Origin of the sequence: Methylococcus geothermalis, assembly GCF_012769535.1 — a bacterium.
Lineage (GTDB): Bacteria > Pseudomonadota > Gammaproteobacteria > Methylococcales > Methylococcaceae > Methylococcus > Methylococcus geothermalis.
The window spans coordinates 349,671-363,776 of record NZ_CP046565.1; the positions used below are offsets into that span (position 1 = coordinate 349,671).

Genomic DNA, 14,106 nt, shown 5'->3' on the forward strand with positions numbered 1-14,106 from the left:
CGCCCGGAATCGCGGGCGCCTCATGGGTTGGACATGGGACCCGAGCGGAGAATTTCAACGTTTTGCAATCGTTCCGGGCGTAAACCGCAAGCGCGGTTCGGCGGATGCAGCGGTTCAGGCATAATCGTCCCAACCACCCAAGAATACGGAGAGGCGACATGCAAATCTTTCGAACCAAGGCGGTTTCCACGGACGACTGCACCGGCAGCGGCCTCAAGCGCTGCCTGGGGGCGCTCGACCTGACCCTGCTCGGGATCGGCGCCATCATCGGCACCGGCATCTTCGTCCTGACCGGCATCGCCGCCGCGACCCAAGCCGGCCCCGCCGTGGTTCTGTCCTTCGTCTTCGCCGGCATCGCGTGCGCCTTCGCTGCCCTGGCATACGCCGAGCTGGCGGCCTGCGTGGGCGGCTGCGGCAGCGCCTACGGCTACAGCTACGCGGCTTTCGGCGAACTGATCGCCTGGATCATCGGCTGGGATCTGATCCTGGAGTATGCCATCTCGGTGGCTGCGGTCGCCAACGGCTGGTCGGGCTATTTCGCCAACGCTCTGACCGCGGTCGGTCTGGAATTGCCGGACTATCTGACCAAGGCACCGGAAAAGGGGGGGATCGTCAACTTGCCGGCCTCCGCGATCATCTTCCTGCTGATGGCCCTGCTCATCGTCGGCGTGAAGGAGAGCGCCCGCCTCAACACCGTCATGGTTTCGATCAAGGTGCTGACCATCGCGGTGTTCGTCGCCGTCGCCAGCAGCCATGTCGATCCCGCCCATTGGGACCCGTTCATGCCTTTCGGCTGGTTCGGCCACGATGTCGACGGCAAGCCGATCGGCGTGATGGCCGGGGCTTCGATCGTGTTCTTTGCCTACGTGGGATTCGATGCGGTCTCCACCGCCGCGGAGGAAGCGCGCAATCCGATGCGCGACGTGCCGATCGGCATCATCGGCTCGCTGGTGTTCTGCACCCTGATCTACATCCTGGTGGCGGGGCTTCTGACCGCCGTCGTACCCTATACCGAGCTCAACGTTTCCTCGCCGGTCGCCCATGCGCTGCAGCTGCTCGGCATCCGCTGGGCTTCCGGGCTGGTCGCCACCGGGGTGATCGCGGGATTGACCACGGTCATGCTGGTGCTCTATTACGCCCTGACCCGCATCATCTTCGCCATGTCCCGCGACGGGCTGATGTCGCCCTGGTTTTCCGCGGTCAACCGCCGCACCCAGACGCCGGTGCGGGTCATCGTTCTGTGCGGGGTCTTCATTTCGGCGGTGGCCGGCTTCGTCCCCTTGGGCGAACTGGCCGAACTGGTCAACATCGGCACCCTGTTCGCCTTCGTCCTGGTCTGCCTTGGGGTCATCGTGCTCCGCATCACCCGACCGGAGCTGGATCGGCCGTTCAAGACGCCGGTCGTGCCCTGGTTTCCGATCCTGGGCGCCTTGTCCTGCGGCGCCCTCATGGCCTTTCTGCCGACCTTGACCTGGCTGCGTTTCGTGATCTGGCTGGTGGTGGGCATCGTGATCTATTTCGCCTATTCCTACCGTCATAGCAAGTTGGCGGAACAGCCGGCGGATTAACCCCGGAAAACGTCCTTCCTGCGCCGGATTTCCGCAAACACCTCGACATCCGGCGCTTGCACGAGCCCCAGCCGCTGCCTGATTTCCGGACTTTCCGGCCGCAGGAAGGGGTTCGTCGCCAACTCGTCACCCAGGCTCGAAGGCACCGTGGCCAGACCGTCACGCCGCAGCGCCTCGACCCGGCTCATGCGTTCCCGCAAAGCCGCATTGCCGGGCTCCATCGTGGCGGCGAAGCGGGCATTGGCCTGGGTGTATTCGTGGGCGCAGAAAACCCTCGATTCCGGCGGCAGCGCGCGCAGCCGCTCCAGGGAGCGCCACATCTGCTCTGCGCTGCCCTCGAACAGTCGGCCGCAGCCCAACGCGAACAGCGTGTCCCCACAGAACAGCGCGGCATCGTCCTCGAACCAGAAGGCGATGTGGCCGGCGGTATGCCCAGGGACCTCCAGCATCCGGGCTGATGCGGAACCGATCCGGAATTCCTCGCCATCTTTCAAGACGACGTCGATTCCCGGGATGCGATGGCGATCCCCGGCCGCGCCGACGATGACGCAGCCGGTCGCCGCCTTGAGCTCGAGGTTGCCGCCGACATGGTCGCCGTGGTGATGGGTGTTGAGTACGTGGCTGAGCCGCCAGCCCCTGGCATCGAGCGCCTCCAGCACCGGCCCGGCGACGGCCGGATCCACCGCCGCGGTGGCGCCGCTGCCGGGCTCGTGGAGAAGATAGACATAGTTGTCTTCGAGCACAGGGATCTGAAGGATTTCGAGCATCAGGGCTTGCCTTTCAGGTATCTGGCGATGTCTTCCTTGGAAAAACCGATCTTCTTGGCGATGCGGTCGGCATGGCTGACCCGCGACACCCCTTCGACCAGACGGTAAGTCGGCTGTTCATTGCGGAATTCCACCTGCCGCGCCTGCCCGACCTGCCTCCCTTGGTAGACATCGACCAGTTCGTGGTTGTGGGTGATGAGAACCGTGGTATTGCCCTTCTCCCGGAACCCGTCGAGGATCGCGATGGAGATGTCCATCTTTTCCTCGTTGGTCGTCCCCTCCGACAATTCGTCCATGATGACCAGGCTGCGCGGCGTCGAGGCCAGGAAGATGTCCTTGGTCCGTTTGAGTTCGGTGCCGAAGCGGCCTTCGCCGTCGGCCAGATGACTGATCTCGGGCACCTGATAGAACACCCGGTCGGCGACGGTCAGTTCGGCCCGCTCCGCCGGCACGTAGCAGCCGGCCTGGGCCAGGATCTGGACCTGCGCCAGCGTCTTGCAGAACGCGGTCTTGCCGCCGCTGTTGGGACCGGTGATGAAAGTCAGCCGGTGCTCCGTCAGATCGATGTCGTTGGGCACATAGAGCGGATTGTTCTTGGCCAGCACCGGATTACGCACCGCGCGCAGAGACATCCGGTGCCGCTCCCCGTCCAGGATGCTCGGCAGCGTCATGAAATGCCCGAAGGCCTCGCGGAAGCGGATGAAGCTCATCAGTTCGTCGAGCTGGCCCAGCCTATCCAGCGTGGCTTGCACCTCCTCGGCGCGGCGGAAAACATCGCGCAGAGGATAGATGATGCCGTCGCGGTCCATGCCGCCGACTATCGGCACATAGACGAAGCCGATCGGCAGCAGGAACAGCCAGAACACCGGCGCGATGGAGGCGGCGATGTCCAGGGCGAAAGGCAGGAACTCCAGCGCCGCCAGGATCAGCAAGACCGTGACGGTCAGCCCCACGGGCTTGAACAAGGACGGCCGGAACCGGATGCCCGGCGTGAGCCAGCCTTTCTCGGCGCGGGTGCAGACCCGCTTCTCGGTCCGGTACACCGGCCCCTTCATCAGGGCATAGGCCCGTGACCGGGCGAAATCCCGGATTTCCTGCACCAGGGTCTTGAGATAGGCGCTGTCCGGTTCGGGCAAACGGTTGGCGCGCTCGACCAGGTCGAGCATGAAGCGCGTGCCTTTGATATAGGTGGCATAGCCGTAGCCGTCGATTTCCAGGGGATGCGCCGGTGAACTGATCAGCCCCAGAAACTGGGCGTAGAGGAGATGGTAGAACTCCCCTTCCAGCTTGGCGGCTTCGGCCAACAGGACTTCGAGTCCCGCCCGCAGCTCTCCGTTCCGCTCCAGCTCCCGCACCGCCTCCTGCTTGGCACGGATCAACCCGGCATCGACCGGCGGTTGCGCGAGGGAGCGGTACAGGACGGCTCGCCCGATGGCCGTGGTGGCATGGTCGGCGGCCTCGAACAGCTTATCGACCTCGATGACCCGGAAAGCCTGCTCGTCCAGCACCGCCTCGCCGGTCCGCCCCGGCGCGACCGAAGGGATCGTGGGCGGTTCCTTGCTGTCGGACCTTAAAATCGTCGGGTAACCCCGGACATCGATGGATTCCATTAAAGCGCCCTCGTTCAACTCATGAAATACGATTTTGTACCGGTTGGGCGACGGAAAGCAAAACGCGGCGACCTGGCTGTCATCGATTCAAGCATCGATGGGGTATGCTTCATCGGCTGGGTCACCGGGGGATGAGAGGCGATTCGATGCGAACGCCATCGAACATCGACGATCGCTTGTTGGCCGAAGCCCGGCGTATGACCGGTCCGGTGGAAAAATCGGTCTTGGTCCGGGAGGGGCTCAAAGTCCTGGCCGAACGGGAAAGCGCACGGCGCCTCGCGCTGCTGGCTGGCGGCGAGCCCCTATTGCAGCCCCCCGCCAAACGGAACCGGCGTGATCCTGGCAAGCGACGATCATGACCCGAGCGTTTTCTCCACGGGGGGTCATTGGAAATCCTTTTGCCCCGTCGCACGGGCGATCCGCTCCTCGAATCAAGGTTCCTGCCCCGCCGATTCCGAACTTGAGGCAACCCCCGCCTGCGCATACCATGAGCCGCCCGTATCCGGGCGCCGGACGATCCGGCGAACCCTCGAAGAACCCCTATGCAAAAAGCCTTGTTCAATCTCGTCCTGCGCGGCCTGGAAAAGCAGGTGCCGGCGACCGGCCTCGGCCTGTTCCGGCTGGCGTTCGGCCTGGTCGCGTTCCAGGAAATCTGCTTCCTGTATTACTTCCGCCAGCTGATCTTCGATCCGGTGCCCTACCTGGACATCGCATCGCCCTCGGTCCATCTGTTCCTGGTGCTGTGGGCGATCGCCGCGCTGTGCCTGGCGCTGGGCTTCTACACCCGGCTCGCCGCCATCGCCAACTACCTGCTCTGGCTGGCCTTCACGGTGTTCACGCCGATGTGGAAGGACTTCGACGGCGGCTTCGACCAGCTCATGCTGGGATCGAGCCTCCTCTTGATCTTCCTGCCGTCGGAACGCGCCTGGTCGCTGGACCGGCTGCGCCTGGCCTGGCGCCATTCGACGGTGGATCGGCGCTACGCCCTGCCGCAGACGGTGCCGGTGCTGTGTTATTTCCTGCCGCTGGCGGTATCCCTCGGCTTCATCTACCTGGATTCGGTGATCCACAAGCTGTTCGCCGAGTTCTGGCGCAACGGCCTGGGGCCGTGGCTGCCCTCCTCGCTGCCTTATTACATGTCGCCGCTGGACATGAGCTGGCTGCTGGAGATCGAACCGCTGCAGCGGGCGATCGGCTACACGATCATCGCGTTCCAGTTCGCCTTCCCGTTCCTGCTGTATTTCCGCCGCTTCCGCGTGCCCCTGATGCTGGTCGGCATGTCGCTGCACGCGGGTATCATCGTGTCGCTGAACATCTACCCGTTCGGTTTCGGCATGCTGGTGCATTATGTCCTGATGGTGCCGTTCCGCTGGTGGCGGACCCTCGGGCGAACCCTGCGCCCGGCGGAACCGGCGTTACAGGTGTTCTACGACGAACGCTGCCCGCTGTGCCTCAAGACCGTCCTCGCCGTCGAGCATTTCGACGTGTTCCGCGCCGTGGCTTTCCGCGGACTGCAGACCCATGCCGCGACCGCGCCGGCCCTCGAGGGCATTCCCGAACAGGACTTGCTGGGTGATCTCTATGCCGTCGACCGCAAGGGACGGCGGTATTCGGGGGTGGCGACCTACGCCCGCATCCTGATCGCCATGCGCTATCCGGCGCTGCTGGGACTGGCGATGTTGCTGCCGGGCCTCGATGCGATCGCCAACCGGGTCTACCGGCGCATCGCCGACAACCGCGTCCGGCTGGGCTGCGACGAGTCCTGCGCACCGGTGCCAAGCCGGACGGAGCCCGACCTGGCCCGGCGACTCGCCCTGTGGGTCGGCGGCAGCCTGCGCCAGCGGGCCCACCGCATCAGCCGGATGCTGGTCGTCGTGCTGATCCTGCAGATCAACTGCACCCTGCACTACGCCATCCTCTACCGGCTGGGGGTGGACACCAAGGCCAATGAAGCCGGACAAGTGTTGACGATGCTCAGCAACGCGCTGATTTCGGTCTCGCACACGTTCCTGGGCATCACCCCGCATCCGCTCTACCTGCACGACCATTTCCAGGGTTACGAGCACCTATTGGGGATCACCTATCTCGATACCGACGGCAAGGAACACTGGCTGCCATTCGTCGACGAGGAGGGCCGCATCGTTTCGCCGAACTGGGGACGGGTGCATTCCATGTGGGCCAACGTCGCCGTGACCAGGCACATGGATCAGCGCCGGCTCGACAAATTCGTGCGCAAGGTGACCGCATTCTGGGGCACCCGGCTCGGACTGGACTTGAACCGGGCCACGTTCATCCTGAAGCTCAAGGCCGTCAAGGCGCCGATGGACTGGGAGCCGGGCCTGCGCCGCTACAACCTCAGCCAACCTTGGCAGGACGTCGGCCGGGCGGTGTGGCGCAAGGGCGAGATGCGGCTGGAACTGGACCGGGATCTCGAGGCACTGAGCGCCGACTGAGCGCTCAGTCCGCCGCGGCCTCATCCGCCTCGCCGGCCTGAGGCAGCAGCCATCCCGCCTCCTGCGCCGGGATGGCCTCGACGTCCTTGAGCTTGCGGCTCAGCACGCGGGTGCGCGTTTCCGCCTTGTCGATGGAGCTGGTCGCCTCCTCAAGCTTCTTGCGGGTATAGGCCAGGGCATCGCCGAACTTGCCGAATTCGGTCTTGACCGCCCCCAGGATGGTCCAGACCTCGGAGGAGCGCTTCTCGATCGCCAGGGTCCGGAACCCCATCTGCAGACTGTTCAGCATGGCGGCCAGGGTGGTCGGGCCGGCCAGCGTCACCCGGTAGTCGCGCTGCAGGGTTTCGGCCAGCCCCGGCCGGCGCAGCGCCTCGGCGTACAGACCCTCGATCGGCAGGTAGAGGATGGCGAAGTCGGTGGTGTGGGGCGGCTCCACATATTTGTCGCGGATGGTGCGGGCTTCATTCTTCAGGCGCTGTTCCAGGGCCTTGCCGTTCGCCTCGATGCCGGCGTGATCCACGCTGTCCTGCGCATCCAGCAGCTTCTGGTAATCCTCGACCGGGAACTTGGCGTCGATCGGCAGCCACACCGGCGCATCGGTCGAATCGCGCCCCGGCAGCCGGATCGCGAACTCCACCCGTTCCGCGCCGCTCGGCCGGGTCGCCACATTCTTGCCATACTGTTCGGGCGTCAGGATCTGCTCCAGCAAGGCGTCGAGCTGCACCTCGCCCCAGGTGCCGCGGGTCTTGACGTTGGTGAGCACCCGCTTCAGATCGCCCACACCGGAAGCGAGGGTCTGCATCTCCCCCAGCCCCTTGTGTACCTGTTCCAGGCGCTCGCTGACCAGCTTGAACGATTCGCCCAGGCGCTGCTCCAGCGTATTGTGGAGCTTCTCGTCGACGGTCTGGCGCATCTGCTCCAGCTTCTGGCCGTTGTCGTTCTGCAGCGCCTGTAACCGCTCCTCGATGGTGAGACGCAAGCGTTCGATACTCTTTTCATTCGCCCCGGCGAGGGCTTCGAGCTGGTTTTTCAGCAGCAGTCCGACGCTGTCGAGCTGTTCCTTCTGCAGCTCGCCAAAACGCTTCAACCCCAGCCCCATTTCCTCCCGACCCTCCCGTGCGTCGGCCTGAACCCGCAGCAGCTTTTCGTCCATCAGCAGCCGCATCCGCTCGGCCTGTTCCTGTTGCGCCGTCTGGAACCGGCCGATCGCGCCACCCAGTTCCTCCCGGTTGTCGCGGGAAGCGCGGCCGATCTCGGCTCTAAGCTGGCTCAGCTCCTCGCGCAGCATCCGCTCCACGTGTTCGCGCTCCGATGCGATGGACGCCAGCCGCCGCCCTTGGCGGAAACAGAGAAGCAAACACAGCCACAGCGGCAAAACGATACCGACGAGGACTGCAACAATGACGAATGGACCAAAGTCTTCGATCAAGGACATTATCTTTTTTTAATATAAAAATAGTCTAATCTTCAAAGCGAGGGTACGTGCTCCCCCGCCAGGCCGTTTCCAAGCGCGGGGACGCTCGACCCCATGAGGAATTCCGAATCAATCTTGACCGGAATCAATGCCGGAAAACCAGGTTTCGGGACATTCTTGTAACGTTATCGACAACAAAACAGCGGGCACCGCCCGACGGGGTACACAAGGGGACCACACAATGTATACGACAAAACACCGATTCAGACAGGGGGCGGCAAGTTTGCTTGCCGTCTCCATTGCCGCCTTCGCCGGCATGATCCAAGCCAAGGACCTGACCATCACCTCGGCGTCCTGGAATGCGAAGACCAAGAGCCTGAGCCTTGCCGGAACCAGCGAAGACCGGGCCACGGTCACCCTGTCCAATGCCAGGACCAATGCAAAACTGACTACGGTACAGGCCACCAAGAAGGGCGCCTGGAGCAAGACGCTCTCGAAACCGGCGGCCGTGCCGTGCCGCGTTCGCGCGACGTCCAAGGACTCGGCGGCCGAACGCGATGTGGCAAATGCTCCCGCCGACTGCTCCGGCAGCACCCCCAACCAGCCGCCGATCGCCAACGCGGGCCCCGATCAGTCCGTCACCCTCGCCCAGGGCCAGAGCAGCATCGCCGTCACCCTCAATGGCAGCGGCTCCTCCGATCCGGACGGCAGCATCGCGGCCTACCAATGGACCGGCAACCCCGATCCCGCCGATACCGTCAGCCCCAGCGTCACCCTGACCGCGGGCACGTATGTCTTCACCCTCGTCGTCACCGACAACAAAGGCGCGGCCAGCGCCGCCGACACGGTGCAGATCACCGTCGCCGCGCCGCCCGCCTCCTCCGGCAGCTCGATCAATTCCACCAGCGTCGGCTCGCTGGCAAAAGTCACCGCCCCGGTGCCCGAACAATCCAAGGTCACCAGCAGCAGCTACAGCGTGCTGGCGGTCAACGACCTGGGCATGCATTGCGTCGATCTCGACACCCGCATCGTCAACATCCTGCCGCCCTTCCAGGTGATGCTCGGACAGGTCATCCAAAAAGGCGCGAAACCGGTCATCAATCCCCAGGGGATCGAGCTGTATTATTCGGCGGTGTCGAATCCCAAAGACCCCATCCTGTCCCGGAACGACCTGTTCAACGGCATCGCCGTCGACGGCACGACCTTCAAGACCAACTTCTGGGACAGCCTCGCCCATGGCGCCTACGATGCCTTCTATCCGCCGCTGGACCAGCCGCCGCTGAACCTTCCCGCCGGCACGAAACTGAGCGACCTGGTCCCGGCCGACAAGGGGCTGCCCGTGCCGAACCCGGAAAAGCTCTATATCGGCAGCGACGGCAAGGTCAACAGCGGCGACGAGCAGCTCACCGTCGCCCAGCACGGCATGCCGGGATTCTCCGGCCCGTACGCGGCCAACGTTCCGCAGCGCGTCGAAGAGCATTACACCAACAAGCCGATGTTCGTGAACTTCCCCTTCGGCTATGTGGCGAACGGCGTCAACTGGTTCGAGGCGGCCGGTATCCCGATGGCGCCGTTCGACGACTTCGGCCGGCAGAACCCGTTCCCGCTGGTGAGGGTGCAAGCGAAGAGCGGCAATACGGTGCTTGCCACGGTGGATGCGGTACTCCCGGTATCGAGCGAAGCGAGCTGCACCAATTGCCACTCCGATCCCGCCGACGTCACGAACAGCCGGTCGAGCGGGCCGACCGACGCATTGCGGGGAGCCGGCCTGGAAGTCGCCACCAGCGTCCAGGACCCGGACACCAACAACCCCCACCGGGTCAGCGTGGAATATGCCGCCGACATCAACATCCTGCGCCTGCATGACCTCCGCCAGGGCGCGAATTACGTCGCCCCCACCGGTACCAAAACGCCTTGTGACATCAAGGCTGGCCTGCCCGGACATTCCAACGGCGGCGCCAACTGCCTGACCTACAAGGCGGTGGTACAGAACAAGCCGGTGGTATGCCAGAGCTGCCACTACACCCCGGCCCTGGACCTGGCCCAGGTCGGCCCGCAGGCCGGCGCCGTCGGCAGCCCCGCCAACGGCCGCAACCAGGTGGCGCACCAGAGCAACTCGCGGGTGATGCACAACCATCATGGCTCTTTCACCAACCTGTTCACGGCCATTCCGGCGCCAGACCAGGACCCGACGACCGGCGCCATCCGGAATCAGGCCGAACGCCTGACGGCGCTGGAGCAGAACTGCTACCAGTGCCATCCGGGCAAGGAGACCAAGTGCCTGCGCGGCGCCATGTTCAACGGCGGCATGCTGTGCAGCGACTGCCACGGCGATATGAAACAGGTCGGCGCCGACTTCTCCACCGGCGTCTCCCCCAGCAACCCCGGCGCCTTCGTGCTGAACCAGGGCAACTTCTACGACCCGGCCAGCAGCCAGCCTAGGGTACCCTGGGCCAACGAACCCGGCTGCGGCTCCTGCCATACCGGCGATGCCAACGGCAACCTCGCGAATTCGGCCAACGTGATCGCCAACAAGGTCGACAGCAAAGGCAACAAGGACGGCATCCGCCTGCGCCAGGCCTTCCGCACGGGCGATGCCAAGGCGACGCCGATCGTGCCCACCAACAAGCGTTTCGCCGAGCCGGCCGTTCCCGCCCAGTTCAATGGCTTCAACAACCCCGGCGCGGGCAATCCCAAGCTGTACCGGGTCAGCACCGGCCACGGCGGGGTGATGTGCGAAGGCTGCCACGGCGCGACCCATGCCGAGTGGCCGAACGCCACGGCAAACGCCAACGACAACCTGGCCGCCACGCAGTTGCAGGGCCACACCGGCGCGATCGCCGAGTGCAGCACCTGCCACACCGCCGGCAGCCTGCCGAGCGGCACCCAGGGCGGCCCCCACGGCATGCACCTGGTCAACGACAGCCGCTTCTACGCGGACGCTCACGGCGATCTGGCGGAAAGCCAGAATGGCCAGCCCGGCGGCGGCACGTGCGGCTCCTGCCATGGCAGTGACCACCTCGGCACCGTGCTATCGCGCGCGGCGGCCGACCGGAGCTTCTCGGTAAAAGGCAAGACCATCAGCGTCAAAGCCGGCCAGCCGGTGGCCTGCAACCTCTGCCACAGTCTGAGCAAGAGCTTCGAGCAGTAGAACGCGAAGAGTGGTAACGCTCGCGGTCGGCCCTGGAGCTGGCCGCGAACGATGATGTTCACGACTTACCGGATGCTTCCGCCATCCGGCAGGTGAGCCGGCCGTGCAGCACTTCTGCTTCGAAGGTTTCCGGGGACAGGGGTCGACCATAAAGGTAACCCTGGAGGTAGTGGCAACCGTGCCGGCGCAGGAATGCCTCTTGCTCCACCGTCTCCACCCCCTCGGCCACAACCCGCAGCTTGAGCGCGCGCGCCAGCCCCAGGATGGCCATGACGATGGCGGCATCGTCCGGGTCGGAGACGAGATCACGCACGAAGGAGCGATCGATCTTGAGAGTCGTGATCGGCAGCTTCTTGAGATAACTCAGACTGGAGTAACCGGTCCCGAAGTCGTCCACGGAAAAAGACACCCCGCTTTCCCGCAGCCGCCGCATGAGCGGCACGGTCCGATCGGGCTCCTGGAGCAGCAGGCTCTCGGTGATTTCGAGATCGAGCATCGCGCCGGACAGCCCCGCCTCGGACAGCGCTCGGCCCACCATGTCGGCGAAGCCAGGATCGCGGAACTGACGCACCGACAGGTTCACCGCCACCCGCAACGACCAGCCCCGATCATGCCAGCGGCGGAGTTGCCGCAACGCGCTGCGTAGCACCCAGGCTCCGATCGGCACGATGAGACCGGTCTCCTCGGCCAGCGGCACGAATTCCGCAGGTTCGACTTCGCCGGCGGCCGACCGCCAGCGCAGCAGTGCTTCCACCGCCTCCACGGCACCGCTCGGCAACACCACGATGGGCTGGTAGTCGAGAGAGAGTTCGTCCCGCTCCAGGGCATGGCGGAGTCGACGCTCCAAGTCCATACGCCGCTGCGCCCGCCGGTTCAGATCCATGGAAAAGAACTGAAAGTTGTTCTTGCCCAGCGACTTGGCGTAATACATGGCCGTATCGGCATGCTTCAGGAGCAAATCCACGCCGTCGCCGTCTTCCGGGTAGAGGGCGATGCCGATACTGGCACTGGCGAAGGTCTCGTGTTCGCCCAAGAGATAGGGGGCCTGCAGCGCCTCGAGGATCTTTTGCGCCACCCGGCCGGCATCGGTACCCTCGTGCAAGTCGGGCACCGCGATGGCGAATTCGTCCCCGCTCATGCGCGCTACCGTATCGCTCTGGCGCAGGACCCCCTGGATACGCCGGGCCGCCTGCTGCAGCAAGGCATCCCCGAACGGATGCCCGAGCGTGTCGTTGACGACCTTGAAGTTGTCGATGTCGAGGAACAACAGGGCCAGCACCCCGCCTTCGCGGGCCTGCCGCAAACAGGCTTGGTGCACCCGGTCGGCGAACAGGAGACGGTTCGGCAGACCGGTCAGGGCATCGTAATGGGCCATGAAATGCAGTTGCTGCATCGCCAGGCGGTTCTGTTCGATCTCACGGGCATTGTCGAGCACCAGGGAAAGCGAGTGGGCGAAGCTCTGCGCCAGGAGTTCGTCGTCCACCGAAAAAGGCTTGCCGTCCTCCCGGTCGCTGAGATAGATCCGTCCGTAAACCCGCCCTTGATGCGAGATCGGCACCGCCAGAAGGCTCTTCATCTTGGGATGCTGGGGCGGGAAACCGGCGCTGCGCGGGTCCCGGCTCATGTCCTCCAGACGGAGCGTTTGGTTCTCCCGTACCACCACCCCCAGAAGCCCCTTCCCTTCGGGGAAATGGCCGATGGCTTCGGCCTGTTCGGCGCTGATGCCGCAATAGACGAACTGGACCAGCTCGCCTTCCTCGTCGAGCAGACCGATGGCGCCGTAGCGCGTTTGCAGCAGTTTCGCCAGGGCTTCGATCCCGGCCTGCAACACATCCCGGGGCAGGGTCGAATGTACCAAGAGGCCCAGCAGGGTGCGACTGGCTTCCAGCAATTCCGCCATGCGTTGTGACCAGACGGCCAGTTGCGCCCGGTCCGCTTCCAGTTCGGCATAGAGATTCCGTGTCTCCCGTAACAATTGCTGTTCCCGTCGCAGCAGGGCTCGCAGCACACTATCGCGCGTCAACACACCGACGAAGGTGCCGTCCCGGGCGACGACGGCCAAAGGCTCTTCGAGATCGAGCAGTCTGCCGCCGTCGTCGCGGGGGAGCGCCTTGTCCAGCGGCATCTCCGGCTCCAGCGGCGATGCCGCATGGGGGGCGACGAGATCGGCGAAGATACGCTGCGGGAAGAGCGCGATGTCGCGCTCCGTCACCAGCCCGAGGAAGCACCTGCCGCCCTCCGGCGCAGTCCGGAACACCGCGTAGATGATCGAGGTGCGGCGCTCGCGCGCCGGCCGCTGCTCGCCGTCGACCTCCGTCACATAACGCGCCTCACAGAGGGCGTCACGGACGCAAAGCGGTTTCACAGGGTTTCCTCTTCGATCAGGAGTTCGGCGTGAAGGTCGAGGTGGAGGATCTCCTCCGGCCCCATCAGCGGCTTGATGCGATCCAGGACGAACGCGGTCAGGCAATCCCGCGACAGGCGGCGAAGGATCGCCCTTCGCACCAGGATGTCGGCCACCACCTCGTCCTCCAGCTCGATGTGCTCGAAGGGGGTCACCACCAGGAGTTCCAGAGCGCGACGGAACGCCTCGCAGCCGATCGGCGATTCCCGCCCGAGGATGACCCCGTCACGGATCGGCGGCATGTGGAATTCCTTGATCACGACGCGCAGGGAATGCTTCGGGGGATGATTCCTGGTCATGGGTGCTCGCGCTCCTGGGGGAGGGTTGGTCCTTATTTATCGTTTTTATCGTTCGCTTCGGCATGGGGAGTCACCCGCCGAAACCGCGAGTCGTCGCTCCATGGTGACGCCCTTGGGAAAAATATAATCGATCCGAAAGCCTAATGACCACAGTGGAAGTCCTGTTTTTCTCGCGAGCCGTTCGGCTTCCCTGCCACTTTGGGATCATCGCCGCGAGTCCGTGGAAACCGCGCAAGAATCCCTCCGTCGGCAAGGCCCGCCCCGGCCTGCCTTCTCCGGAGGCCGCGACCCCGGAAGCTGCCTTTCTGCGGTATCATACCCACACTATTCCTGTCTTCCTCCCGAGGAGGAGCGGTGGTGATCCCGGCGGCTCGGCAAGACCGCGGCGCTGCGGCCCCCCTTTCGCCGCCTTGGACGATAAAGCTTCTTCGAATTTCTCT

9 protein-coding genes are annotated in these 14,106 nt (G+C 64.6%); 4 read left to right on the forward strand and 5 right to left on the reverse strand.

The features are described from left to right. Positions 1-158 precede the first annotated feature (158 nt). Positions 159-1,568, forward strand: a complete 1,410-nt coding sequence (locus GNH96_RS01660; protein ID WP_169601677.1) for an amino acid permease — start codon at positions 159-161, stop codon at positions 1,566-1,568. On the opposite strand, the gene gloB is transcribed toward GNH96_RS01660, so the two are convergent. Together gloB and GNH96_RS01670 are read right to left on the reverse strand one after the other, a co-directional pair. Next, positions 1,565-2,335: a hydroxyacylglutathione hydrolase gene (gene gloB / locus GNH96_RS01665; RefSeq protein WP_169601679.1), complete on the reverse strand. Its 771-nt coding sequence runs from the start codon at positions 2,333-2,335 to the stop codon at positions 1,565-1,567. The two genes, GNH96_RS01660 and gloB, sit on opposite strands and share 4 nt — an antisense overlap. Beyond that, positions 2,335-3,945, reverse strand: a complete 1,611-nt coding sequence (locus tag GNH96_RS01670) for a MutS-related protein (protein WP_169601681.1) — start codon at positions 3,943-3,945, stop codon at positions 2,335-2,337. The genes gloB and GNH96_RS01670 overlap by 1 nt, the downstream gene beginning before the upstream one ends. Before the next feature lie 146 nt (positions 3,946-4,091). On the opposite strand from GNH96_RS01670, the gene GNH96_RS01675 reads away from it, so the two are divergent. Together GNH96_RS01675 and GNH96_RS01680 are read left to right on the forward strand one after the other, a co-directional pair. Further along, positions 4,092-4,304 carry a type II toxin-antitoxin system VapB family antitoxin gene (locus tag GNH96_RS01675; protein ID WP_169601683.1) on the forward strand — a complete coding sequence of 71 codons (213 nt, stop codon included), beginning with the start codon at positions 4,092-4,094 and terminating at the stop codon, positions 4,302-4,304. Between the two features lie 183 nt (positions 4,305-4,487). Next, entirely contained in the window at positions 4,488-6,398 is a 1,911-nt protein-coding gene (locus GNH96_RS01680; protein WP_169601685.1) for a DCC1-like thiol-disulfide oxidoreductase family protein, read from the forward strand. A 4-nt stretch (positions 6,399-6,402) separates the two neighbouring features. Here the strand turns inward: GNH96_RS01680 and GNH96_RS01685 are convergent, their stop codons facing one another. Beyond that, entirely contained in the window at positions 6,403-7,827 is a 1,425-nt protein-coding gene (locus GNH96_RS01685; RefSeq protein WP_228719966.1) for a DNA recombination protein RmuC, read from the reverse strand. Positions 7,828-8,095: 268 nt separating this feature from the next. Here GNH96_RS01685 and GNH96_RS01690 point away from each other — a divergent pair, with 268 nt between their 5' ends. Then, positions 8,096-10,963 (forward strand): PKD domain-containing protein, encoded by a 2,868-nt coding sequence (locus GNH96_RS01690; RefSeq protein WP_228719967.1) that lies wholly within the window; start codon positions 8,096-8,098, stop codon positions 10,961-10,963. Between the two features lie 58 nt (positions 10,964-11,021). On the opposite strand, the gene GNH96_RS01695 is transcribed toward GNH96_RS01690, so the two are convergent. Both GNH96_RS01695 and GNH96_RS01700 read right to left on the reverse strand, forming a co-directional pair. Then, on the reverse strand, positions 11,022-13,328 hold the full coding sequence (locus GNH96_RS01695; protein ID WP_228719968.1) for an EAL domain-containing protein: 2,307 nt from the start codon (positions 13,326-13,328) through the stop codon (positions 11,022-11,024). Continuing rightward, positions 13,325-13,666 carry a hypothetical protein gene (locus tag GNH96_RS01700; RefSeq protein WP_169601689.1) on the reverse strand — a complete coding sequence of 114 codons (342 nt, stop codon included), beginning with the start codon at positions 13,664-13,666 and terminating at the stop codon, positions 13,325-13,327. The genes GNH96_RS01695 and GNH96_RS01700 overlap by 4 nt, the downstream gene beginning before the upstream one ends. Positions 13,667-14,106 lie beyond the last annotated feature (440 nt).

What these genes read in the sequence shown, in the direction of transcription:
- GNH96_RS01660 (WP_169601677.1), top strand. Translation starts at nt 159, where the DNA reads ATGCAAATCTTTCGAACCAAGGCGGTTTCCACGGACGACTGCACCGGC.
- gloB (WP_169601679.1), bottom strand. Translation starts at nt 2,335, where the DNA reads ATGCTCGAAATCCTTCAGATCCCTGTGCTCGAAGACAACTATGTCTAT.
- GNH96_RS01670 (WP_169601681.1), bottom strand. Translation starts at nt 3,945, where the DNA reads ATGGAATCCATCGATGTCCGGGGTTACCCGACGATTTTAAGGTCCGAC.
- GNH96_RS01675 (WP_169601683.1), top strand. Translation starts at nt 4,092, where the DNA reads ATGCGAACGCCATCGAACATCGACGATCGCTTGTTGGCCGAAGCCCGG.
- GNH96_RS01680 (WP_169601685.1), top strand. Translation starts at nt 4,488, where the DNA reads ATGCAAAAAGCCTTGTTCAATCTCGTCCTGCGCGGCCTGGAAAAGCAG.
- GNH96_RS01700 (WP_169601689.1), bottom strand. Translation starts at nt 13,666, where the DNA reads ATGACCAGGAATCATCCCCCGAAGCATTCCCTGCGCGTCGTGATCAAG.